Genomic DNA, 23,153 nt, shown 5'->3' with positions numbered 1-23,153 from the left:
AGCTTGCTCGCGAAGAGGCCGGCCCAGGCACTACAAATCCCAGATCAGAGTGCCGGGGTCCAAGTCACCCCAAACAACCAACTCCGACCTTCCTCCCGATACCCATATTGCCCTCCATCATGGCTATACAGCGCCCGGCTGTACCCTTTGTCCAACAGGTTATCCACCTTCATCTCCAGCTTCACCTCCCGGGTCAACGCCCAACTGCCGCGCAACCCGAGCAGGGCATAGCCGCCCAGGGCGTTGCGGTTGTCTTCCTCGTCGTAACTGCTGCTCACCGCTTGCCAGGTGGCGCCCAGGCCCAGCCGATCGAATTGCCGATCCAGGTCCAGGCTCAACGTCCGCCGGGCGCGGCGGGCGAGGGTGTGGCCGCTGTCGCGGTCCCGTGGGTCGATGATGGCCAGGGCCAGATTGCCCTGCCAGCCGAACAGATCCTGCAGGTAGGCCATCTCGAAACCGTTGATCCGCGCCGAGACGACGTTCTGCGGGCGGGAGTCGCGGCCAAAGATGATCGCGTCCTCCAGGTCGGTGCGGTACAGCGAGGTTTCCAGGCGGGCGCTGTCGCTCAGTTGGCTGCGCCATTGCAGTTCGTAGCTCTTGGCTGTCTCGGGTTTCAGGTCCGGGTTGCTGTAGTCCGGGTAGTACAGGTCGTTGAAGGTCGGCGCGCGGAAGCTTTCGCTGTAGGTCAGCAGCACGTCGTTGTCCGGGTTGACCGGCAGGGTCAGGGTGCCGCTCCAACTGTTCTGTCCACCAAATTGCTGGTTCTGGTCGCGGCGCAGGCCCAGCTCTGTCGAAAAGGTTTCGGCCTGGAAGCGGTGCTGGATAAACGCTGCGCGGTTCCAACGGCTGTCTTCGTCGAACGGCGTGCTGCTGTTGACCCGGTCCTGATACCAGTCGCCACCCACGATCAGGCTGTTGCGCGCGTTCAGGGTCACATCGTTCTGCCAGGTCACGGAATCGCGGTAGGTGTTGAAGACTTCGCGGACGTCGCTGAGCTTGTCGAAGGTTTTTTCGCGGTTTTCGCTGTGGCCCAGTTCCAGGCGCGACTTCCAGCTGTCGTTGATTCGGCCATCCATATAGGTGCTGAAGCTGCTCACCGCGAACTCGCTATAGGGTTGCTGGGGCAGGGATTCGATGGCGGCCGGGTTGTCGTATTCGCTCTTGCCGCGGTTATCCAGCAGGTTCAGGCCAACTTCCAAGTCATCGCTGGCGGCATGGCTCAGGCTCAGGCTGAAGGACTGGTTGCGATTGGCATCGTTGTCGCGGTCGCTGGCGTAGGAGTCGTGGGTCCGATTGCTGCCGGCGCTGTCGTCGAGGCTGGCGCCGAGGTTGAAGCGGGTCTGCTCATCGCCGCCGGACAGACCTACACTGCGCTCCCAGGTCTGGTGGCTGCCGACCCCCACATGCAGGCGCGGTTGCAGGCCTTGCTCGCTGCCGCGCCGGGTGAAAATCTGGATCACCCCGCCCACGGCATCGGCACCGTAGATCACCGAGCGCGAACCGCGCAGCACTTCCACGCGCTCGATCTGGTTGATGTTCAGGCGCTGCAGGTTGCTGTCGCCGGAGGTGGCGTTGCCGATGCGCTGGCCGTCCACCAATACCAGGCTCTGGGCTGATTTGGTGCCGCGAATGTAAATCCCCGGCAGGCTGCCGCGCCCACCCAGGGGCGCCACTTGCACACCAGGCACACGGCTGAGCAGGTCGGTGACGCTGGCCGGTTGCAGGCGGTCGATGTCGTCGCGGGTGAAGATCGTGTTGGCGGCGCTGCTGTCGTTACGGGCCTCGACCTGGCGGTTGGCGCTGATGACGATATCGGGCAGCTTCAGGGCCTGGTCGCGTTCGAAGGTGTCGGCGAGCAGGTTGGGGATGGGGAGCAGGGCGAGGGCTAGGGTGAGGCGGCGTTTCATTGATGTTCCGATCATGCTGATTCACACCAAGCCAGTGTGGGAGCGAGCTTGCTCGCGATAGCGGGAGATCAGTCAATTAATGATTGGCTGACACACCGCTATCGCGAGCAAGCTCGCTCCCACAGGGGGCTTGTGTTGGCTGTACTTACAAGCCCAACAACTGCAACCGTTGACGCACCGCCGCTTCGATCCCAACCTCGTCCAAGCCGCATTCGGCCAGCATTTGCGCCGGCTTGGCGTGTTCGACGTAGGCATCTGGCAGGCCCAGGTGCAGCACCGACTTGAGGATGTTTTCCCGCGCCAGGAACTCACTGACCGCCGCTCCGGCGCCGCCCATGATGGCGTTCTCCTCGACGGTCACCAGCAGTTCATGGCTGCCGGCCATCTCGCGCACCAGGGCTTCGTCCAAGGGTTTGACGAAACGCATGTCCACCACGGTGGCGTCCAGGGTATCGGCGACTTTCAGGGCCTCGGCCAGTTGCACGCCGAACACCAGCAGGGCGGTTTGCTTGCCCTGGCGGCGAATCACGCCCTTGCCGATCTCGATGGGCTCGAGGTCGGCCGAGATCGTCGCGTTCGGGCCGGTGCCACGCGGGTAGCGCACCGCCGCCGGACCATTGAACAGGTGGCCGGTGGTGAGCATCTTGCGCAGCTCGTTTTCATCGCTCGGGGTCATCACCAGCATGCCGGGGATGCAGCGCAGGAACGACAGGTCGAAGCTGCCAGCATGAGTCGGGCCGTCTTCGCCCACCAGGCCGGCGCGGTCGATGGCGAACAACACGTCGAGGTTCTGCACCGCCACGTCATGGATCAATTGGTCGTAGGCCCGCTGCAGGAACGTCGAGTAGATCGCCACCACTGGCTTGGCGCCTTCGCAGGCCATGCCGGCGGCGAGGGTCACGGCGTGCTGCTCGGCAATCGCCACGTCGAAATAGCGCTGCGGGTAGCGTTCGCTGAAGGCCACCAGGTCCGAGCCTTCCTTCATCGCCGGGGTGATGCCCACCAGGCGCGGGTCGGCAGCGGCCATGTCGCAGAGCCATTGGCCAAAGACGCCGGAGTATTTCGGTCCGCCGGCTTTTTTCGGCGCGGCCGCCGGGGCGTCCACGGGTTCGAGCTTGGTGATGGCGTGGTAGCCGATCGGATCGACTTCCGCCGGGGCGAAGCCTTTGCCTTTCTTGGTGACCACGTGCAGGAACTGCGGGCCCTTGAGGTCACGCATGTTGCGCAGGGTGGCGATCAGCGTGGGCAGGTCATGGCCGTCAATGGGGCCGATGTAGTTCCAGCCCAGTTCTTCGAACAGCGTGCCGGGGACCAGCATGCCCTTGGCGTATTCTTCGGTGCGCCGGGCGATTTCCCAGGCGCCGGGCAGGCGCGACAAGACCTTCTTGCTGCCTTCGCGCATGCTTGCGTAGGTACGGCTGGAAAGGATCTTCGCCAGGTAGTTGGACAACCCACCGACATTGCGCGAGATCGACATGTCGTTGTCGTTGAGGATCACCAGCATGTTGGCGTCGACTTCCGGCGCGTGGTTCAGCGCCTCGAAAGCCATGCCCGCGGTCAGTGCGCCGTCGCCGATCACGGCAATCGCCTTGCGCTCGCTGTTTTGCAGGCGGGCGGCAATCGCCATGCCCAGGGCGGCGCTGATGGACGTACTGGAGTGGCCGACGCCAAAGGTGTCGTATTCGCTCTCGGAGCGACGCGGGAAGGCGGCGATGCCATCCTTCTGGCGCAGCGTGCCCATGCGCTCGCGACGATCGGTGAGGATCTTGTGCGGGTAGGCCTGGTGTCCGACGTCCCACACCAACCGGTCGTCCGGGGTGTCGAACACATAATGCAGCGCGATCGTCAGCTCGATGACGCCCAGGCCTGCACCGAAGTGCCCACCGGTCTGGCCGACCGTGTAGAGCAATTCCAGGCGCAACTCATCGGCCAGGGTTTCCAGCTCGGCTTCACCCAGGCGACGCAGGCCGTCCGGCGTGTTGGCGCGGTCCAGCAGGGGCGTGGTCGGGCGCTTGCGGGGGATCTCTTGAAACGTCGTGGGCATCAGGCGAATCGTTATAGGTATAGAAAGAGGCGGCAGTTTACCTTATGCATCGCAAGCTGCCCACGCGTAGGCCGGAACTTGGCCGATACGCAATCTTTAGGGTTGACCTTGTATCAGCTGCGTCGTTCGACGATATAACGCGCCAAGTCGCGCAACGGCTCGGCCGCCGCGTCAAAGGGTCGCAGCGCGGCCAGGGCCTGGTCGCGCAACTCCAGGGCATAGGCCTTGGCCGCGTCGAGGCCAAGCAGGGCCGGGTAGGTCGGTTTGTCGCGCGCGATGTCGGCGCCTTGGCGTTTGCCCAGGGTCTGGGTATCGCTTTCGACGTCGAGGATGTCGTCCTGCACCTGGAACGCCAGGCCGATGGCCCGGGCGTAGGTCTGCAAGGCTTGGAGTTGTGCGGGGGTGGCCCGACCGCTGGCCAGGGCGCCGAGCTTGACGCTGGCTTCGATCAAGGCGCCGGTCTTGTGCCGGTGCATGTATTCCAGGGCGCCCTGGTCCAGCTTCAGGCCCACCGAGCCCAGGTCGATGGCCTGGCCGCCGACCATTCCGGCCGGGCCTGCCGCCAACGCCAGGGCGCTGACCATGTCCAGGCGAACCTGCGCCGGGCAATCGCTCAAGGCCGGGTCCAGCAGGGCGCTGAAGGCCAGGCTCTGCAAGCCGTCGCCAGCCAGGATCGCGCAGGCTTCGTCGAATTGTTTGTGAGTGGTCGGCTGGCCGCGGCGCAGGTCGTCATCGTCCATGGCCGGCAGATCGTCGTGCACCAGCGAATAGGCGTGAATCAGTTCCACCGCACAGGCGGCGCCGTTGGCCTGTTCGGCCTGGCCGCCCAAGGCTTCGCACGCGGCATAGGCCAGCAGCGGCCGTACACGTTTGCCGCCGTTCATCACGCTGTAGCGCATGGCTTCGTACAGGCGCGCCAATTCCGGGCTCGGGGCGCTGAACAAGGTATCCAGTGCAGCATTGACCCGGGCCTGGCTGCTGGCCTGATACGCGCCGATCATTCAGGTTGTTCCGCGTCGAAAGGCTCTTCGGTCAGTTCACCGTCGCGTTCGAGCAGCAATTGCACCTTCTGCTCGGCCTGGGCCAGCGCCGCCTGGCAGTCGCGAGTCAAGCCGATACCTTGCTCGAAGGCGGTCAGCGAGTCTTCCAGCGACAATTCGCCGTTCTCCAGGCGTTCGACCAGCGTTTGCAGGTCGGCCAGAGATTGTTCGAAATCCAGTGCAGCTTTTTTGCGGGCCATGGCGGCTATTCCGGTTGACTGTTAAACCGGCGCGACACTAGCAGACATGGGGTGTTCGGGCAAATCAGGGCGGGGTGAATCGAAGCGCAACGGATGAACCGATACAGGCTGTGGTCGATCGGCTTTTGTGGCGAGGGAGCTTGCTCCCGCTCGAGCGCGAAGCGGTCGCCAATGCTTGGGGCCTGCTTCGCAGGCCAGCGGGAGCAAGCTCCCTCGCCACAGGGTGTTCAGTCGGCTGGATAGTTGATTCTGTACCGGGTGCTGCGTCCGCCACCGGGCATCCGCTCCAGGCAGCCTTTTTCCAGCAGTTCCGCCAGGTGTCGCGTGGCCGTCGCCTTTGAGACCTTGGCCACGGCCTGGTATTGAGCGGCACTGATCCCCTGTTCGAACCCTTTTTCACCTCCATCGAGTAGCCGGTTAAGCACTTTGGTCTGTTCAGGGGTGAGAGCTGAGGCGCGATGGGCCTGCCAGAACCGTGTCTTGCCCAGCACGCTTTCGATTTGCGCCATCGCGGTGTGCAGGCTGCGCAACAGCGTTTGCAGAAACCAGGTCAGCCAGGCGGTGATATCCAGCGTGGCCTTCTGGCTGTTTTCAAGGGTTCGGTAATAACCGGCGCGGTCATCCAGGATGCTTGCGGACATGGCGTAGAAGCGGATCGCCTGGGCCTCGCCCTGGGCCAATGCCAGGTCGGTCAGGGTGCGGGTCAGGCGGCCATTGCCATCGTCGAATGGGTGCAGGGTGACGAACCAGAGATGAGCGATGCCGGCTCGCAGCAACGGGTCGAGATCGACCTGATGACGGCTCGCCTCGAACCAGTCGACAAACCGCTGCAACTGATCTTCAAGACCCTGGCGCGGGGGGGGCTCGAAGTGAACGGTAGGTCGGTCCAACCTGCCCGAGACCACTTGCATCGGTTCATCGCCGCGTAGCGTGCCGACGCGGATCTGCCGATGAGCCAGATCGTTGGTTTGATCAGGAAACAGCCACTCGTGCCAATCCAGCAAGCGCTCGACAGTCAGCGGCTGGTTGAAATGCCGGGTTGCGTCCAGCAACAGATTCGCCAAGCCCTCGCTGCGTGGGCTGGCGGGATTATTGTCGACGGGCTCCAGGCCCAGTCGGCGAGCCAAGGACGAGCGCACCGAACCCACATTCAATTGTTCTCCTTCAATGGCCGAGGAGGTCACGATGTTTTGCAGCAAGGCATCCAGTTCGTTCTGGGCGTTGAGCGAAGCCGTGACCGCGCCGGTCATTCCGAGCAATTGACCTTGGGCCTGCACGCATTCGCGCAACAGCGGTGCCAATGCTTCCGCTTGCCAGTGGAAGTCGGGCCAGTCGGGCTGTTGCCAGATCCAATGAGGTGCCATGAGCCTGTCCAGAGAGGAATGAGCCGAATAATAGCGCTATTCGGCTCATTTCGTGAGCCGAATAAATCCCCTATTCGGCTCACGCTTCTCCCAGTACGTGATTTCCCACACAGAATCGCGTGTTCCCCGATTGTGAAAAATCCGTCAAATGGCTACTCTTCGCGCCATCTACGGCCCCTTGTAACGGGGCCTTCAGACGAAACCCGAATAATCACAAGCAGCGCCCTGGAAGGGCGCCGGGTTGCGTCGTGCATGGCAGGAGGCATACGTGCGTTTTCTTTCTTTATTGATCGTGTTGCTCGGTGCGCCGTTGGCGTGGGCCGCGCCTTCGGCTGAAATGTCGGAGCCGGTCGGCGGCTGGCGCTACAGCGGCTTGCTCGATCGTACGGAAAACCCGCAAGTCGCGTATCCCACGCCACCCATCGATCGCGGCATCCAGCGCAACCGCACGATGATCGAAGGCCAGATCAAGGCGATGGGCACGGCGCGCCAGCCCCACAGCCTGGCGGTCAACGGCAATCCACTGAATCTCTATACCGACGACGAAGGACGGTTCGCCCGGCCGTATGCGTTCGGCGCCGGCTCCAACAGCGTCGAGGTGCGCAGTTCCGAAGGCCAGTCCCTCAAGCGCGTGCAATTCTATGAAGCCAACAACCTGCGCACCCCGGCGCAGATCCGCGTGGTGCTGGGCTGGGACGACCCCAAGGCCGAGCTCGACCTGCATATCGTCACACCCGACGGCCAACATGCCTTCTTCGGTCGCCCGGCGCTGACCAACGGCGGCGGCCTCGACCCGGATGGCGTCGACGGTCCCGGCCCTGAGATGTTCACCATGACCGCGCCGATGCACGGCACCTACCTGGTCTACGTGAACTATTGGGGCAACTACGGCAGCGGCGGCTACAACTTCGATGAGACCAGCAACCAGAACGAGGTGATCACCTCGCAGATCAATCTGGTGCTCAACGAAAACACCGTCGATGAAAAACGCGAGACCTTTGTCGTGCCCCTGCGCGCCATTGGCGATCTGTTGCTGGTCAAGACTTTCAACTACTAAATCCGCTCCACGGATGAACAGGCCCTTGTGAATATGAGCGACAACACTGCTTCCCCGACCACGCCGACACCTGTCGCCAAACCTGTGCGCCGCTGGCCGGCGATACTGATCGGGCTGTGCCTGGTCGCCGGTGTGGCCGCCGGGCTGGGCTGGTTCATGACCAAGCCCAAGGCGCCGCCCATGGAATTGGCGTTGGACAAACTCGGCCTGAGCCGTCCCGACGGCTTGCTCGAGACCCATTCCCTGAGCCAGTTGCCCAAGGACCTGTTGGCGGTGCCGTTCCTCAAGGCCACGCTCACCGAGGACTTCGTCTTCTATTACGAAGCCCACGCCGATCGCCTCGGGCTGATCGGCAGCCTGCGCCGGATCATCTACGAGCATGACCTCAAGCTGCAGGACAGTCTGATCGAAGCGCTTTTCGACCAGCCGGCCGACGTCGCGTTGTGGCGCGGTGCGGACGGTCGCCTCAAGGATTTCCTGTTGGTGATGGATCGCGGCGGCCTGGCCAAGGTGCTGGAGCCGTTGGCGAAGGTCGCCTTGGATGACACCCAACTGAGCAAGCTCAGCGACCTCAAGGTCGGCGGCGACGACGTCGCGCTTTACCAGCTCAGCTACAACGCCAGCAAATCCCTGGCCTTCGCCTCCCACGGCGACAAACTGGTCGTGCTGTCCAACCCGACCAAGCTGTACGACCCGGCCAGCGGGTCGGCGGTGGAGCCGGGCAGCGTTTCGACGACCGCCCTGGCGGCCTTGCTCAACGGCGACAAACTGTTCCCTGAAGCCTTCGGCCTGCCGGCCAAGGCGCCGGAGGTCAAGCAACGCATCTCGGTCAACGCCAGCGTGCTCGCCATGGGCTACCAGCGGTTCATCCCAAACTTCGCCGGCTTGCGCTTCGATATGGACGACAAGGGCTGGCACAGCTTCCTGGCCATGGACGAACTGGAAAACCAGCCGGACTTCGACTTCAAGCCAATCTGGCAAGCCATGCCCATGGGCGCCAGCGCCTGCGTGGCCTTGCCCCTGGCGGCCGAGCAGCAGAAACCATTGCTGGTGAAACTGGGCGCCGAGGAAAAAGCCGCCCAGGCCATGGTCGATCATGTGACCGGTGCCGCCGGCCTGTGCTGGTACGCCGATTCGCGGCTGTACACGCCGCTGTTGGTGGCGAGCCTGAATGACGACGACGGCAAGCTCGACGCCGACCTGGGCAACCTGTTCGGTTCGATGGTCGGCGCCTACGAAAACAACGTCGCCGAACACGCGTTCCCGGTAGTGGAAAAGCAAGCAGGTTCGACGCACCAATGGCAACGCCAGGTCAGCTCCAACTTCGGGCCTTATTCGGCCAAGGAAGCCGAGCAACCCGAAGCGATTACCGGCAAGGCGTTCCTGCGGGTCAGCCTGGCGCGCCACGGTTCGACCTTGCTGTTCTCCCTCGACGACAAGTTGGTGGACAAGGCCCTCGGCACCCTCGACAAGCGCTTCCCGCCCATGGCCGAGGTGGTGCCCCAAGACCTGCCGATGCCGGTCTACTTCGGCCCGGATTCCATGGCGCAACTGATGCAGCGCGAAACCCTCGACAGCCTGCCCCAGGACATGGAGCCGGTGTTTTATAACGCCGCGCAAACCTATCTGATCCCGAAACTGCGCACCCTCGGCGGCTACGGCAAATACGCCCTGACCTTGCCCGCAGGCAGCGAGCCGGACGGTCATTGGCAGTGGCTGCCGCTGGAATGGAAAGCGCTGTGACCGCACTGATCCGCAACCCTGCGTTGACGCTGCTGCTGGCGCTGCTACTCGGCGGGCCGGCGCGTGCCGTCGAGGCGCCGGCGTTGGACGTGCAGCAGTCCCAGGTTTTTCGCGCCTGGTTCGTGCGCATTGCCCAGGAACAGCTGACCAAAGGCCCGAGCCCGCGCTGGTACCAGCAGGATTGCGCCGGGCTGGTGCGTTTCGCCGCCAACGAAGCACTCAAGGTCCACGATGAAAAATGGCTGCGCAGCAATGGCCTGTCCAATCGCTACCTGCCCCCGGAACTGCCCCTCAGCGATGCGCAACGGCGCCTCGCCCAGCAGTGGCAGCAGGGCGGCGGCAAGGTCGGGCCCTACGTCAACGCCATCAAGCTGATCCAGTTCAACAGTCGCCTGGTGGGCCGCGATGTCGCCCAGGCCCGCCCCGGCGACCTGATGTTCTTCGATCAGGGCGATGACCAGCACTTGATGATCTGGATGGGCCGCTACATCGCCTATCACACCGGCACCACAACCCCTACCGACAACGGCATGCGCTCCGCAAGCCTGCAACAACTCATGAACTGGAAGGACACCCGATGGATACCCGACGCAGCCAACCCCAACTTCATCGGCGTCTATCGACTCAACTTTCTCTCCCAATGACCGGTGCCCGCATGCTGCGCTTGTGTTCAAAACTGCCCCTGCTGTTCGCCCTGTTGCTGGCACCCATGGTTAATGCCGAAGACACGGTGGGGCCCAGCGGCTACACGCCGGTGTCCGGCGAAAGCTTTTTCCTGCTGGCCGACAGCAGTTTTGCCAGCGACGAACAGGCGATGGTTCGCCTCGAAGCGCCGGGCCGCGACTACCGTCGGTACCGCATGGAGCCCTACGGCGGCGCCGATATCCGCGTCTATCGCATCGAGAAACCGCTGGAGTTCCTCAAGCGCCAGAAAAACCTGCACCGCGTGGTCAGCGACGGCCAGTTCAAGGGCGAAGGCCTGTCGAACACCCTCGCGTACCTGTGGGACAACTGGTACCGCAAGTCCCGTCGAGTGATGCAACGGGCGTTCTCCTACGAATCGCGCCAGCACGTCACCGAAGAAGTGCCGGAACTTAGGATCGGCGACGCCCTGGTCGCGCCGACCCCGTACGAGGCACCGGCGCAATTCGCCTTGATCCCGGGCTTGCCGGTGGTCAGCCAGTTCCGTTATCCGCTGTGGCAGGCCAAGCCAATCCAGCCGCCAGCCGGGGTCAACCTGGCGGGTTCGTCCAGTGAGTTCGTCAGCGTCGCCCCGGGCAACGTCTATGTGCCGCTGGGCCAGTTGAAGCCAGGCCTGTACCTGGTGGAAGCGCTGATCGGCAAATACCGCGCGACCACCATGGTCTTCGTCTCCAATACCGTGGCCGTGAGCAAGATTGCCGGCGATGAATTGCTGGTCTGGGCCGCACGCAAGCATGAAGGGCGTTCGGTGCCCAAGGTCAACGTGCTGTGGACCGACGGCCTGGGCGTGATGAGCAGCGGTGCCACCGATGAAGACGGCCTGCTGCGCCTCAAGCACGTCAGCCCGGAGCGTTCGTTCGTCATCGGTGAAGACGAGGAGGGCGGCGTATTCGTTTCGGAAAACTTCTACTACGACAGCGAAATCTACGACACCAAGCTGTATGCGTTCACCGACCGGCCGCTGTACCGGCCGGGGGATTGGGTGTCGCTGAAAATCGTCGGTCGCGAGTTCAAGAACGCCCGTGACTCGGTGCAACCGACCGCCGCCGACGTCAATGTCAGCGTCCTCGATGCCACCGGCACCGCGCTGCAAACCCTGGCCCTGAAGCTCGACTCCAAGGCCGGTACCCAAGGCCGTTTCCAACTGCCGGAAAACGCCGTGGCCGGTGGTTATGAGCTGCGCTTCAGTTACAAGGACCAGCTCTACAGCAGCGCCTTTCGCGTGGCCGAATACATCAAGCCGCACTTTGAGATCGCCCTGAACCTGGCCAAGCAGGATTACCGCACTGGCGAGCCGGTCAAGGGCAACCTCGTGCTGCTGTACCCGGACGGCAAGCCGGTGGTGAATGCCACGGTGAGCCTGAGCCTGCGGGCCCAGCAATTGTCGATGGTCGACAACGAGCTGCAATACCTGGGGCAATTCCCGGTGGAACTGACCAGCAGCGAAGTGACCACCGATGCCAAGGGCAACGCGACCCTCGACCTGCCGGCTGCCGACAAACCGAGCCGCTACACGCTCACCGTATTCGCCAGCGATGGCGCGGCGTATCGGGTCAAGACCACCAAGGAAATCCTCATCGACCGTGGCGCGGCGAATTTCCGCCTGAGCGCTCCCCAGCGGTTCAGCGCCGCTGGCCAGAAGGTGTCGTTCAGCTACGCCAACGAAGGCGGCAACGAACAGGCCAAGGCCGTGACACCCGGCAGCTATGCCTGGGTGCGCCTGGAAGACCAGAGCACCGGCGAAGGCAAGCTGGCGGCCAAGGACAAGGGCTTCAGCCTGACCTTCGAGCGCCCCGGCACCTACAACCTGACGCTCAAGGACGACCACGGTCGGGTCATTGGCGCCGCCGCCCATGCGGTGACCGGTGAAGGCATCAAGGCTGTGCCGGGCACCGTCGAAATTGTCTTCGACAAGCCTGAATACAAGACCGGTGACGAAGCGCTGGCGCTGATCACCTTCCCGGAGCCGGTCAGCGATGCGCTGCTGTCGCTTGAGCGGGACAAGGTCGAGGCCACGGCGCTGCTCTCCAAGGGCGGCGACTGGCTGAAGATGGAAAAACTCAGCGACACCCAATACCGCGCGCGCATTGCCGTGAAGGATAGCTTTGCGCCCAACCTGACCTTCTCGGTGCTGTACACCAAGGGCGGCCAGTACAGCTTCCAGAACGCCGGCATCAAGGTGATCACGCCGCAGATCGATGTGGCTGTCATCACCGACAAAGCCACCTATCGCCCGGGCGACACGGTGACCGTGGACCTGAGCACCCAGTTCGCCGGCAAGGCGATCCCGGCGCACCTGACGGTCAGCGTGGTCGATGAGATGGTCTACGCCCTGCAACCGGAAGTGGCGCCGACCATCGACCAGTTCTTCTATCACCCGCGTCGCAACAACGTGCGCACCAGTGCCAGCCTGTCGTTCATTAGCTATGACGTGGCGCTGCCAGGCAGCCCCGGCGCGCCGGGCAAGGCCAACCGTAGCGAGCGTGGGGTCAAGGTGCTGGAGCGGCCACGGCGTGAAGACGTCGACACCGCTGCCTGGCAGCCGGAGCTGGTCACCGACGTCAACGGCAAGGCCCGCTTCACCTTCAAGATGCCGGACTCGCTGACCCGCTGGCGCATCACGGCCAAGGCGATCGCTGACGACGGCCAAGTCGGCCAGAAGAAGCAGTTCATTGCGTCGGAAAAACCGCTGTACCTGAAGTGGAGCGGCCCGACCCGCTTCCGCACGGGCGACAAGCCGCAACTGGGCCTGTTCGCCTTCAGCCAATCGGAAAAACCCCTGAAGGCCGAGCTGCTGATCCGTTACGCCGGTGCTGAACAGCGCGTGGTGGCGGAGCTGAAAAACGGCATCAACTACGTGGCCCTGCCGGCCCTGGAATTGAGCAGCGGCGACTTGACCGTGCAGTTGCAACTGAACGGCGAAACCCAGGACGCCCTGGCCATGCACCTGAACGCCAGCGGCAACGGCTGGCAAGTGACCCAGAGCCAGCGCCTTGATGTGGCCAGTGGCGACACACCGCTGACCCTGCCGACCGACGCCACAGATATTCGCCTGCGCCTGGATGACAGCCCGCAAGCGTTGTTCCGTTCGGCCCTGGATGACCTGCTGAGCTACCCCTACGGTGGCGTCGAGCAGACCGCCAGCCGCCTGTTGCCGTTGAGCATCGCCTATCCGACCCTGGCGTCGAATCCGCAGATCCGTGACCGCTTGCGCTTGATCATGCAGAACAGCCGCTTGCGCCTGGTGCAGATGGCCGGGCCGTCGGCGAGCTTCACCTGGTGGGGCCAGGACGGTGAGCCAGATGCCTTCCTCACTGCCTATGCCTATTACGCCGACTGGCACGCCAGCCAGGCCCTGGACCTGAGCCTGCCGCCGGAACACTGGCAGCGGGTGCTGGAGGTCTACGCCAAGGAGGCCGCGGATACACCGCTGCTGCAACGTGCGTTGATCCTCTCGTTCGCCAAGCAGATGCAACTGCCGGTGAATACCTTGCTCAGTGGCCTGATGGACGACCTGGCGAAGGCCAGCGAAGACAGCACCGAGAGCGTGCTGGACAGCGGCGAAGACAGCCTGGTCATGTACGCGCCGGACTCCGCCCTTGGCCTGGCCAGCGCCCGAGTGCTGACCGCGTCCCTCGCCAAGCAGGCGAAGGTGCCGTTGCCCGCAGCCTTCAGCCGTCAGGCCGACGCCGCGCAACAGCAACTGGAGCTGAGCTCGCAGCCTTTCGTCGAGGCTTTGCTGCTGTCGCTGCAGAGCTTCGATCAAGCCCGCGCCACGGCACTGCTGGAGCGCGTGCTGCCGCAGCAGTCCACCCTGGAACGGGCGCTGGCCCTGACCTGGTTGCAGCGCAGCATCGAACAGGCCGCGCCGGCCGTGGCCCTGGCGCCGGGCGAAGGCTGGGTTGCCAAGCAAGGCGCGACCGGGGAAACCTACTGGCAGTGGCAGGGCGCGCAGCTTCCAACGATGCTGACCCTGACCGGTGCCGAGGAGCGTCCACTGCAAGCGGCATTGAGCTTCCAGAGCCAGCAAGCGCCGGTGGCGCCGATGGCCGTGTCGATCACCCGGCGCCTGTCGCGCCTGGTGCCGGGCGACGAGGCCTTCACCTTCAAGCTCGAAGCCGTGGGCAACAAACCGTTGTCCAGCGACAGCCTCTATCTGGATGAAGTGATCATCAACAGCAAGGCACCGACGCCACTGCGCTACGGCATGCTCGAAGTGCCGTTGCCGCCGGGCGCCGATGTGGAGCGCACCACCTGGGGCATCCAGTTGATGGGCAAGGCCGACAGCGAGCCGACATCCTTGGAAAAGGCGCGCTTCGAGCCGGGCCAGATGGCCTATGCGATACCGCTGGACGCCCTCAGTGGCGAGCTGCGCCTGCGGCACTTGGTGCGCTTCTCCCAGAAAGGCCAGTTCACCTTGCCGCCGGTGCGCTTCACCCAAGTCTATGCACCACAGAATCAGGCTCGCGAACAGAAACCGGCGCTCGGTCAGGTGACGGTCAACTGACATGCGCAGGCCTTGGGGTTGGTGGTGGTTGTGCTTGGTTCCTGCGCTGGCGACAGCGCAGGACGAGCCGTTGCGCCTGGCCTTCGACGGTCAATTGCTGCGGGTGAATCAAACCCAGGTGCTGGATCGCCAGCCATTGCCCGACACGTTGCAGGCACCGTTGGGCAGCCTGTGGAAGCTGTTTGTCTACGCCTGGCTGGTGGACACCAACGCTCGCGAACCGGTGTATGAGTGCCGCGGCGAGTCGAAGGAAGAAGTCTATTGCTGCAATCCCGGGCAGAGCATCGGTCGTGACCAGGCGCTGGTGAAATCCTGTGGCTTGTATTTCGAGCCGCAGCGGCTCGGGCTGTCGGCCTCGAACTGGCGCGATTACTGGCAGACTCGCCAAGCGCCGCCCTGGTTGTTGGACCTGCCAACGCTGCAACCCCAGACGCAAGTACCGGTCGCGCAATTGCTCAAGGCCCTGGCCATGCTGCCGGCCCAGGACCAGGCCCGTCGGGTGCTGTTGGACGTGGTCCTCGGGGCGGCGGACGGGCGGCTGGTCGGTGAGTTGGGCAGTCGCCTGCGGGTCAAGACCTGGAGCTGGTTGGGTGACCAGGGGCCTTCCTCGCGACAGGGCGGTTTTGCCGGTTGGCTGGCCGATGGCACCCCGGTGTGGGCCGGTGGCCGCGGTACCAGCCAGCAGGTCCTCAAGGTCTACGGTGAAGGTCTGGCGGCGGCGTTGCCGTCCCGCTGGCCGGCGGACACCGGGCGCTGCGTGGAAGTCGATCTGTTTGCCCGTTATCCGTTGCAACGGGTGATGGCCGGCGAGCGGCCGGCCACACCGGGCCAACTGCGCGGTGACTACCGCGTCGAATTCACCAACGGCAACCAATTGGACATCCACAGCGATGGCGAGCTGTTCCTGCTGCCCGGCAAGCTGGTGGCGCGCCTGGACCGCGAGGAGTACGTCGCCCGGGTCTTGCAGCGCGAAGCCAAGGCAGAACCCGCCGAAGCCGCCAAGGCCCTGGCGGTGGCGATCCGTACGTATCTGCTGCAAAACGCCCAACGCAACGGTGATTGCCTGAGCATCGACGACAGCAGCCATCGCCAGCGTGTCGCACCACGTCCGGCGGCGCCTGGAACCCGGGCCATTGCCGCCTGGACCAGCGACCTGGTCCTGGCCGGCACCGACGTCACCTACCACTCCGACCAGCCGGGCCCGGACAAACTGTCCTGGGCGCAAGCCGTGGAGCAGGCCAACGCCGGCCAACGCTACGACGCCATCCTCCTGCACGCCTACCCGCGCGCCAGCCTCAGCCGTTGGGACAACCCGGTGGCGTCCTGCGAAGCGCTGCCCGCCGCCCAGGACTGGCTGCTGAAGCAGCGCCGGGGCTGGCGCGAGCGGCTGGAAAGTGAAGTTGGCTACAACGAAATCAGTGCTTTTGCGGTGTGCCGCGTCGCCTTCGGCCGGCCGTATGTCGACCGCGAACGCAAGCGCATCTACGTGCGCGGCGTGCTGTCGTTGCAAGACCGTCTCGACCTGACACATGAATATTTGCACCTGGCCTTCGAAGCTCACCCCAACGGCCAGGACGAAACCTATATCGAAGGGCTCGCCCGTCACCTCTTGCTGGAATAGACCATGACACTCCGTTATCCACAGGTCTTGCTGTTGCTCTGCGCCCTGACCGCGTTATCACCGGCCATTGCCGCCGACTCCATCAAGCTCGATACCCCCATTGGCGGCTGGCGCAGCGGTGCGCCGGACGGTGAAGGCGAAAGCTTCAGCCAGACCGTCAATTACCCGGCCTCGTCGGTCAACACGCCCCCGGGCCAGGCCGATACCGCGCGCATTTCCGGGCAGATCAAAGGTGCGCCCAAGGACAGCAACGCGCCGGGCCAGTTGATCGTCAACGGCGTCAGCCTGCCGCTGAAACTGGATGAAGAAGGTCGCTTCGACCGGCCGTTCTCGTTCCCCAACGGCAGCAACAGCGTTGAAGTGCGCAGCGCCGATGGCCAGCAGCGCCACCGCACGCAGTTTCTCAACACCAGCGGCGGCGCCACCCCGGCCAAGCTGCGGGTGCTGCTGACGTGGGACAGCGACGGCACCGACCTGGACCTGCACCTGGTCACCCCCGATGGCGCGCACATCTGGTACGGCGACCGCGCCGTCGCCAACGGCGCGGCCCTCGACGTCGACGTCACCACCGGCTACGGCCCGGAAATCTTCGCCATGCCCGCGCCGATCAAGGGCCAGTACCTGGTGTATGTGAATTACTACGGCGGCGGTTATCGCAGTGAAGAGGACGGTGAAGAGGGCGAGTCCGTGGCGCAGGCACAACAGGCCTTGACCACCGCGCAGGTCACCGTGATCACCGAAGAGGGCACCCCGAACGAGAAAATGGAAACCTTCGTCGTGCCGATGCGGGCGGTGGGGGAACTGACGTTGGTCAAAAGCTTTAGCTACCCGTAAAACTGCGTGGGATGACCCCTGTGGCGAGGGAGCTTGCTCCCGCTGGGCTGCGCAGCAGCCCCAAAAACAAACACCACGGAGTGTCAGGCTGATCGTATTGGCCGCTTGGGGCTGCTGCGCAGCCCAGCGGGAGCAAGCTCCCTCGCCACAAAAGCGGTCAGCCCGCAGGGTTCGTCGGTGTTTGTGATTCAGAAAAATCTCACGCGTGAGCTATTGTGGGGTTTGGAAAGTGCCTGTAGTGTTTCTCACGCGTGAGTTTTTCACAGTGGGGTCAGTGCCATGTCAACCAGCTCTCCATCAGATCCGCCTGACGGGTCTGTGACCGATTCAGCGAGCCGCACGGGAGAGCGCGCCAAACCCTCGGCGAAAAAACCGTCGAGCTTCTACATGAAGCAGATGCGCGCGGGCCTGAGTGCCGCCGGGTATGTGAAACACGAGACTTGGGTGCTTCCCGAAAACAGAAGCCTGCTCAAGCAAATGGAGAAACAGCTACGCCAACCGATTCTGGCTGGCTCATTCATGTCGGAGGATTACATGAGCGCAGGTAATAACTGGAACATCGATCGCCTCTACAGCGCCCTTCAGGCCCTGGACGAAGTGGTCGCGAACGACATCACCCTCTCCCTCGTCCAAGGCTCCGAGTCCAGCATCAAGCTGGAAATGAATGACTTCGGTGGCTTGCCCATCTACATCGCCGTGGTCGGCGACCAGATCATCGTCGATACCGTGCTGGTGGACGTCGAGTCGATCAGCGATGTGGCGGCCTTCAACGACGCGGTGTTGCGCAGTCGGGAAATGTTCCCGCTGTCGTCCATCGGCATCGAGACCATGCCCAACGGACAGGTGGTCTACAACATGTTCGGTGCGTTGAGCGCCGACTCCAGCCTGACCAACGTCGTCACCGAGGTCAAAACCCTCGTCGACAATGTCCAGCGCGCCAGCGAAGCCTTCGAACGCTTCTTCATCTAATTCGCCGAATAGGAACCATCCAATGACTCAGTCCATCTGGAGCAAGTTGTTCACCGCACTGCGTGGCGGTGCCAACGAAGTCGGCGAATCGATCGTCGACCAACAGGCCCTGCGCATCCTCGACCAGGAAATCCGCGATGCCGACAGCGCGCTGGCCAATGCCAAGCGTGAGCTGGTCACCATCATGGCCAAGCACAAGCTGGCGACCGATCGCGTCGGCGAATACAACGCCAAGATCAAGGACCTGGAAGCCAAGGCCCTGGCCGCGATCCAGGCCAACCGCGAAGACCTGGCGCTGGAAGTGGCCGAAGCCATTTCGACCCTGACCAACGAACTGGACGCCGAGCAAAAGCACGCGACCGAATTTGGCGGTTACGCGGACAACATGCGCAAGGACATCACCAAGGCCGAAGCCCGCATCAAGAGCCTGCGCCAGCAAGTGGACATGGCCAAGGCCCGTGATAGCGTGCAAAAGGCCCAGGTCAGCGCCTCGATCGCCAGTGGCGGCGCCAATGGCAAGCTGGAAACCGCCGTCGGTACACTCAACCGCCTGCAAGCCAAGCAACAGCAACGTGCCGCTGAACTGCAAGCCCAGGACGAACTGGCCGAGGCTTCCACCGGCTCCGACCTGGAGCGCAAGCTGCGCGATGCCGGCATCACGCCAAACGAAGGCAGCGCCAATGCGATCCTGGAACGCCTGAAGAAAAAATCGGCTGAGTAATCGTTACACGCTGTCCTGGGTGAACCCGTGGCGAGGGAGCTTGCTCCCGCTGAGGGTCACCCGGTGGCGGGGGCGCGGGCGCCCGCGGCGGCGCTAAGCGGCTCCAAAAACGGGGCCTGCTTCGCAGTCCAGCGGGAGCAAGCTCCCTCGCCACAGTAGTGTGTGGCACGCCATGGATTTAATTGTGCTGCAGGTACTTCTATCCAAGCCCCGCAACAGGTTTAATGCTGTCCGGCCACTACGCTCGCGCCCCCAGGCGCCGGAGCGATGATCCCGCCAGGAACCAAGCCCCACGGAGTCAGGGACGCAATGTCGATTTTCCTTTTGTTGCGCACGTACGCATCGTCCTTCTTCCATCGCTTCGGTTGGGCGGGGCTGGCCATTGCGCTGGGCGTGCACCTGTCCACGGCCTGGATCGGCCTGGTGCTGTTGGGCGAGCAACACCTCATCGCCGCCGCCACGTTTATCTACTTCTATCTCACCACCACGCTCACCGTCGGCTATGGCGATCTGTTGCCACAGACCTCCGCCGGACGGATTTTCGTGGCGACCTGGATCATGCTCGGGGGCATTGCCCTGTTGACGACGGTCATCGGCAAAACCACCAGCAGCGTCATCGATGTATGGAGAAAAGGCATGAAGGGCAAAGGCGATTTCACCGGCAAGGTCGGCCACACGGTGCTCATCGGTTGGGAGGGCGCCACCAGCGAGCGGGTCATCGAACTGCTGCTGCAGGACGAAACGTCCAATGACAACCTGATCGTCATCTGCGATTGCGATCTCGAAGAAAACCCCATGCCCGGCAAGGCCACCTACATCAGAGGCGACAGCCTGTCCTCCGTCGCGCTGTTGCAGCGTGCCGGCGTGCCAGGTGCCGAACGCGTGCTGGTGCGCACCCATTCCGACGACCTGACCCTGGCCACCGTGCTGGCGGTCAATCGACTGGGGCCTGTCGGGCATGTGGTCGCCCATTTCAATGACAGCGAAGTGGCCGCCCTCGCCAGCGCCTATGCGCCGAGCCTGGAATGCACCTCCAGCATGGCCATCGAAATGCTGGTGCGTGCCTCCCAGGACCCGGGCTCGTCGGTGGTCATCAATGAATTGCTCTGCGTCGGCGAAGGCGCCACGCAATACCTGATGAAGCTGCCCGAAGCGTTTGAAGCGACGTTTGGCGACCTCTACATCCGGATGAAAGAACAGCACAACGCTACGCTGATCGGCTACCGCGCCCAGGGTGCCCGCCAGCCGTCGATCAACCCGCCCGGCGCCACCCGTGTGGTGGGCGGCGAACTCTTCTATATCGCCTCGGCGCGTCTCAAGGAAATTTCCCATGGGGTGGTTTAAACAGTTGATGGGGCTCGAGGCCCCGAATTCGAACACAGCAGCCAGCAATAGCGCGCCTGTCGTTGGGCCGCTGGGCCTGGCCTCCGGCAAGCAGGTCATGTTCGATGCCACGCTCAAATTGCTGCTCGACGGCAACACCGCCGTAGTCATCCCAGGCAACCAACAGATCTGGAGCCTGGGCATCGTCGACCTCGGGCAGTCGAACTGGTTGTCGCGCTGCTACATGAACGACGAGGACTACTGGTTGCAAGTGCACACCAGCGGCGACGTCGCCGGGCAGGTCGAGTCGGTGATCCTGTTCAACTACCTCAGCTACGTCACGATCAACAGCGAAGCGGAATTGCGTCGCCTGGCCGGCCCGGAAAGCCTGATCGGCCTGCCGACCTACACCCACGACGGCGTCGAGTACACCCGCGAATGGGGCACCGAGGCGGGCCAGACCGAACTGGTGGGATTGAGCGAACGCGTAAGCAATCCCGAAGAGTCCTACAGCGTCGAGCACCGTTCGATGCTGTATGCCCGCGACACCGGCCTGACGGATCGCCGGGAGTTCCTGTTGTTTTCCGTCGAAGAGGACGCCGAAGGCACTGTCAGCCTGAGCACTTCGCTGGGTATTTCGCTGTACACCACTGACCTGAACACTCTTTGAATAAGGAAGAAGTCCATGCTTGAAGCGCTCTCCATTTCCCTGAACAAAGCCGCCGTGTTTGGCTTTGTCATGTACATCCTCGGCGCCGCCGTGCTGTTCGCGCTGTTCCAGTTCATCTACACCCGCGTCACGCCGCACAAGGAATTCGAACTGATCCGTTCGGGCAACGTGGCCGCGGCCATTGCCTTGGGCGGCGCCGTGATCGGTTTCGCCATTCCGGCCAGCAACGTGATCGCCTACTCGATCAGCATGCTGGACTTCGTCGTCTGGGCAGTGATCGCCGCGGTCGTCCAGTTGCTGGCGTTTCTGGTCACCAGCCTGGTGCTCAAGGGCGCTTCCGCGCGCATCAAGAACGGTGAAATCGCCGCGGGTATCTACATCGCCGCCGTGGCCATCAGCGTCGGCATGTTGAACGCCGCGTGCATGACGCCTTCCACGAACTGATTGCGCCACGGAGATCCCGATGAAACGAAGCAAGTACGTCCAGCTCTCGCTGGCCGCGTCGGTCGCCCTGGCGATATCCGGTTGCGGGCCCGCGGAAAAAACCTACAAGTTGCAGAAGAAGTACAACTTCCAGTCCGTCCAGGAATGTGTCGATGAAAAGCTGCCGGTGGACATTTGCTCCACCGCCTACATGACCGCCATGGGTGAGCATCGTCGCATCGCGCCGGTCTACGATAGCAAGGCCGATTGCGATGCCGACTTCGTGCCCGATTGGTGCCAGCAGGACTCGGCCGGTAAGTTCCTGCCCAAGCTGGGTGGTTTCGAGCTGAACGCCGATGGCGAAGTCACGCAGTCCGAGGTCGATGCCGCCCGGGCCCAGTTGCCGGCTTCGGAAGCGAACGTCGGTGGTTCAGGCTTTGGCAACCTGTTGACCGGCCTGCTGATCGGCAACATGTTGAGCGGCAACCGCAGCAGTTATTACTCCGAGCCGGTCTACCGCTACCGCGATGACCGCGGCAACTTCGGGTCCTCGACGCTCAGCCAGCGGGTTTCCAGCGGCTCGACCTTTACCAAGTCCAACCAGGCGCGGTATGGCAGCTACACCGACTCCGTCAAGACCAGCAAGGCGATGGCCGTCGCGTCGTCCACCTCGCGCGGTGGCTTCGGCAGCAAGTCCAGTGCCCGCAGCGGTTGGGGCGGTTCGAGCAGCTCCGGCGGCTAAGGAACGAGGGCCATGAAGAAGATCCATTGCGCAGAACGTCCCGACTGGAAACAGACCGCCGAGCAACTCGGCTTTCTGTTCCACACCATCGACGACGAACCCTATTGGGACGAAAGCGCGTACTACCAGTTCACCCTCAAGCAGATCGAGGACGACCTGGAAGACCCGACCACCGAGCTCCATGACATGTGCATGGACCTGGTGGCCCGGGTGGTCCAGAGCGAAGAATTGCTGGAACGCCTGAGCATTCCCGCGCCGTTCTTCGACCTGGTGCGCACGTCATGGCTGGAAGGCCATCCGCACCTGTACGGGCGCATGGATTTCTCCTACAACGGCACGGGCCCGGCCAAGTTGTTGGAACTCAACTACGACACGCCGACCAGCCTCTACGAGGCGGCGGCGTTCCAGTGGGGGTGGCTGGAGCAATGCATCGAGCGCGGCATGTTGCCGGCCCATGCCGACCAGTTCAACAGCATCGACACCAAGCTGCACCAGGCCTTCGCCCAGTTGCAGCTCAAGGAGCCGTTCTATTTCGCCTCGATGAAAGGCTCGGTGGAAGACAAGGGCACCACGGATTACTTGCGCCTGATCGCGGAAAAAGTCGGCATTGAATCGCGGCACATCGATATCGAAGACATCGGCCTCAACAGCGACGGACGTTTCGTCGACCTGGAAGAGCGCTGGATTCCTCACCTGTTCAAGTTGCACGCGTGGGAATTCATCTTCCACGAGCCCTTTGGTGAAGCGATCGCTCAATGCGATACGCAGTTTTTCGAGCCGGCCTGGAAGTCGATCATCTCCAACAAAGGCATCCTGCCGCTGCTGTGGGAATTCCACAAAGGCCACCCGAACCTGCTTGCCGCCCACCTGGACACCGACACCCGCAAAGCGGTGCCGAAAGGCTGGGTGCGCAAGCCGTTCTTTTCCCGGGAAGGCGCCAACATCGAGCTGCAGACCGCTGACGGCTTGATCGTCAAGGAAGACGGCCCCTACACCGACGCGCCGTTCATCCTCCAGGAATTCGCGCCACTGCCGAAATTCGACGACAGCTACACCCTGATCGGCTCGTGGGTCATCGGCGACCAGGCCGCCGGCATTGGCGTGCGGGAAGACAACAGCCTGATCACCAAGGATTCCAGCCGGTTTTTGCCGCACTTGATTCTGGATTGATTCTCTGGACTACGCACTGACCCCCTGTGGGAGCGGGCTTGCTCGCGAAGGCGGCGGCACAGTCACCATTGGTGTCGCTTGATGCGCCGTCTTCGCGAGCAAGCCCGCTCCCACAA

At 63.3% G+C, this 23,153-nt stretch carries 18 protein-coding genes; 13 read left to right on the top strand and 5 right to left on the bottom strand.

The genetic code is table 11. From position 1 onward, the window contains the following. Positions 1-44: 44 nt before the first annotated feature. The 5 genes from ACIPQ1_RS24855 to ACIPQ1_RS24835 form a co-directional block, all read right to left on the bottom strand. The gene (locus ACIPQ1_RS24855) at positions 45-1,907 is read right to left on the bottom strand and encodes a TonB-dependent receptor domain-containing protein (RefSeq protein ID WP_446534970.1); all 1,863 of its coding nucleotides are present in this window, start codon (positions 1,905-1,907) and stop codon (positions 45-47) included. A gap of 145 nt (positions 1,908-2,052) precedes the next feature. Further along, complete coding sequence (gene dxs / locus ACIPQ1_RS24850; RefSeq protein WP_446534969.1) at positions 2,053-3,951, bottom strand: 1-deoxy-D-xylulose-5-phosphate synthase; 1,899 nt, start codon at positions 3,949-3,951, stop codon at positions 2,053-2,055. Positions 3,952-4,064: 113 nt separating this feature from the next. Beyond that, positions 4,065-4,952 carry a (2E,6E)-farnesyl diphosphate synthase gene (gene ispA, locus ACIPQ1_RS24845; RefSeq protein WP_186707676.1) on the bottom strand — a complete coding sequence of 296 codons (888 nt, stop codon included), beginning with the start codon at positions 4,950-4,952 and terminating at the stop codon, positions 4,065-4,067. Then, entirely contained in the window at positions 4,949-5,191 is a 243-nt protein-coding gene (locus ACIPQ1_RS24840) for an exodeoxyribonuclease VII small subunit (protein WP_003185917.1), read from the bottom strand. Before ACIPQ1_RS24840 ends, ispA begins: the two co-directional genes overlap by 4 nt. Before the next feature lie 227 nt (positions 5,192-5,418). Continuing rightward, entirely contained in the window at positions 5,419-6,555 is a 1,137-nt protein-coding gene (locus ACIPQ1_RS24835; RefSeq protein ID WP_446534968.1) for a Fic family protein, read from the bottom strand. A 268-nt stretch (positions 6,556-6,823) separates the two neighbouring features. On the opposite strand from ACIPQ1_RS24835, the gene ACIPQ1_RS24830 reads away from it, so the two are divergent. From ACIPQ1_RS24830 to ACIPQ1_RS24770, 13 genes are all read left to right on the top strand, one after another. Then, positions 6,824-7,612 carry a DUF2135 domain-containing protein gene (locus tag ACIPQ1_RS24830; protein WP_186710545.1) on the top strand — a complete coding sequence of 263 codons (789 nt, stop codon included), beginning with the start codon at positions 6,824-6,826 and terminating at the stop codon, positions 7,610-7,612. A 33-nt stretch (positions 7,613-7,645) separates the two neighbouring features. Continuing rightward, on the top strand, positions 7,646-9,355 hold the full coding sequence (locus tag ACIPQ1_RS24825; protein WP_446534967.1) for a DUF2138 domain-containing protein: 1,710 nt from the start codon (positions 7,646-7,648) through the stop codon (positions 9,353-9,355). Next, entirely contained in the window at positions 9,340-9,999 is a 660-nt protein-coding gene (locus ACIPQ1_RS24820; RefSeq protein ID WP_186710539.1) for a DUF1175 domain-containing protein, read from the top strand. The genes ACIPQ1_RS24825 and ACIPQ1_RS24820 overlap by 16 nt, the downstream gene beginning before the upstream one ends. Further along, on the top strand, positions 9,996-14,564 hold the full coding sequence (locus ACIPQ1_RS24815) for an alpha-2-macroglobulin family protein (RefSeq protein ID WP_446534981.1): 4,569 nt from the start codon (positions 9,996-9,998) through the stop codon (positions 14,562-14,564). The genes ACIPQ1_RS24820 and ACIPQ1_RS24815 overlap by 4 nt, the downstream gene beginning before the upstream one ends. 1 nt (position 14,565) lies before the next feature. Beyond that, on the top strand, positions 14,566-16,185 hold the full coding sequence (locus ACIPQ1_RS24810) for a DUF2300 domain-containing protein (protein WP_446534966.1): 1,620 nt from the start codon (positions 14,566-14,568) through the stop codon (positions 16,183-16,185). 3 nt (positions 16,186-16,188) lie between these two features. After that, positions 16,189-17,019 (top strand): YfaP family protein, encoded by an 831-nt coding sequence (locus tag ACIPQ1_RS24805; RefSeq protein ID WP_446534965.1) that lies wholly within the window; start codon positions 16,189-16,191, stop codon positions 17,017-17,019. Positions 17,020-17,406: 387 nt separating this feature from the next. Further along, positions 17,407-17,988 (top strand): YjfI family protein, encoded by a 582-nt coding sequence (locus ACIPQ1_RS24800; RefSeq protein WP_250962602.1) that lies wholly within the window; start codon positions 17,407-17,409, stop codon positions 17,986-17,988. Positions 17,989-18,010: 22 nt separating this feature from the next. Next, positions 18,011-18,709, top strand: coding sequence for a PspA/IM30 family protein (locus tag ACIPQ1_RS24795; RefSeq protein ID WP_446534964.1), 699 nt, complete (start codon positions 18,011-18,013; stop codon positions 18,707-18,709). 309 nt (positions 18,710-19,018) lie between these two features. Then, on the top strand, positions 19,019-20,053 hold the full coding sequence (locus tag ACIPQ1_RS24790) for an ion channel (RefSeq protein WP_411385753.1): 1,035 nt from the start codon (positions 19,019-19,021) through the stop codon (positions 20,051-20,053). Next, positions 20,040-20,702 carry a DUF2491 family protein gene (locus tag ACIPQ1_RS24785; protein WP_250962599.1) on the top strand — a complete coding sequence of 221 codons (663 nt, stop codon included), beginning with the start codon at positions 20,040-20,042 and terminating at the stop codon, positions 20,700-20,702. The genes ACIPQ1_RS24790 and ACIPQ1_RS24785 overlap by 14 nt, the downstream gene beginning before the upstream one ends. 15 nt (positions 20,703-20,717) lie before the next feature. Beyond that, positions 20,718-21,146: a DUF350 domain-containing protein gene (locus tag ACIPQ1_RS24780; RefSeq protein WP_446534963.1), complete on the top strand. Its 429-nt coding sequence runs from the start codon at positions 20,718-20,720 to the stop codon at positions 21,144-21,146. Between the two features lie 19 nt (positions 21,147-21,165). After that, positions 21,166-21,867 (top strand): DUF1190 domain-containing protein, encoded by a 702-nt coding sequence (locus tag ACIPQ1_RS24775; protein WP_186729654.1) that lies wholly within the window; start codon positions 21,166-21,168, stop codon positions 21,865-21,867. A 12-nt stretch (positions 21,868-21,879) separates the two neighbouring features. Then, positions 21,880-23,037: a glutathionylspermidine synthase family protein gene (locus ACIPQ1_RS24770; RefSeq protein WP_207967268.1), complete on the top strand. Its 1,158-nt coding sequence runs from the start codon at positions 21,880-21,882 to the stop codon at positions 23,035-23,037. The last annotated feature ends 116 nt before the right edge of the window (positions 23,038-23,153 follow it).

It is taken from the genome of Pseudomonas sp. LARHCG127 (genome assembly GCF_052871455.1).
The sequence above is the reverse complement of the archived record's forward strand: the minus strand, read 5'-3'. Positions and strand labels throughout refer to the sequence as shown.

Coding starts and splice junctions, on each gene's coding strand:
- ACIPQ1_RS24835 (WP_446534968.1), bottom strand. CDS start 6,555: ATGGCACCTCATTGGATCTGGCAACAGCCCGACTGGCCCGACTTCCAC.
- ACIPQ1_RS24800 (WP_250962602.1), top strand. CDS start 17,407: ATGAAGCAGATGCGCGCGGGCCTGAGTGCCGCCGGGTATGTGAAACAC.
- ACIPQ1_RS24770 (WP_207967268.1), top strand. CDS start 21,880: ATGAAGAAGATCCATTGCGCAGAACGTCCCGACTGGAAACAGACCGCC.
- ACIPQ1_RS24775 (WP_186729654.1), top strand. CDS start 21,166: ATGAAACGAAGCAAGTACGTCCAGCTCTCGCTGGCCGCGTCGGTCGCC.
- ACIPQ1_RS24815 (WP_446534981.1), top strand. CDS start 9,996: ATGACCGGTGCCCGCATGCTGCGCTTGTGTTCAAAACTGCCCCTGCTG.
- ACIPQ1_RS24805 (WP_446534965.1), top strand. CDS start 16,189: ATGACACTCCGTTATCCACAGGTCTTGCTGTTGCTCTGCGCCCTGACC.
- ACIPQ1_RS24780 (WP_446534963.1), top strand. CDS start 20,718: ATGCTTGAAGCGCTCTCCATTTCCCTGAACAAAGCCGCCGTGTTTGGC.
- dxs (WP_446534969.1), bottom strand. CDS start 3,951: ATGCCCACGACGTTTCAAGAGATCCCCCGCAAGCGCCCGACCACGCCC.
- ispA (WP_186707676.1), bottom strand. CDS start 4,952: ATGATCGGCGCGTATCAGGCCAGCAGCCAGGCCCGGGTCAATGCTGCA.
- ACIPQ1_RS24795 (WP_446534964.1), top strand. CDS start 18,011: ATGACTCAGTCCATCTGGAGCAAGTTGTTCACCGCACTGCGTGGCGGT.
- ACIPQ1_RS24820 (WP_186710539.1), top strand. CDS start 9,340: ATGGAAAGCGCTGTGACCGCACTGATCCGCAACCCTGCGTTGACGCTG.
- ACIPQ1_RS24855 (WP_446534970.1), bottom strand. CDS start 1,907: ATGAAACGCCGCCTCACCCTAGCCCTCGCCCTGCTCCCCATCCCCAAC.
- ACIPQ1_RS24825 (WP_446534967.1), top strand. CDS start 7,646: ATGAGCGACAACACTGCTTCCCCGACCACGCCGACACCTGTCGCCAAA.
- ACIPQ1_RS24785 (WP_250962599.1), top strand. CDS start 20,040: ATGGGGTGGTTTAAACAGTTGATGGGGCTCGAGGCCCCGAATTCGAAC.
- ACIPQ1_RS24840 (WP_003185917.1), bottom strand. CDS start 5,191: ATGGCCCGCAAAAAAGCTGCACTGGATTTCGAACAATCTCTGGCCGAC.
- ACIPQ1_RS24810 (WP_446534966.1), top strand. CDS start 14,566: ATGCGCAGGCCTTGGGGTTGGTGGTGGTTGTGCTTGGTTCCTGCGCTG.
- ACIPQ1_RS24790 (WP_411385753.1), top strand. CDS start 19,019: ATGTCGATTTTCCTTTTGTTGCGCACGTACGCATCGTCCTTCTTCCAT.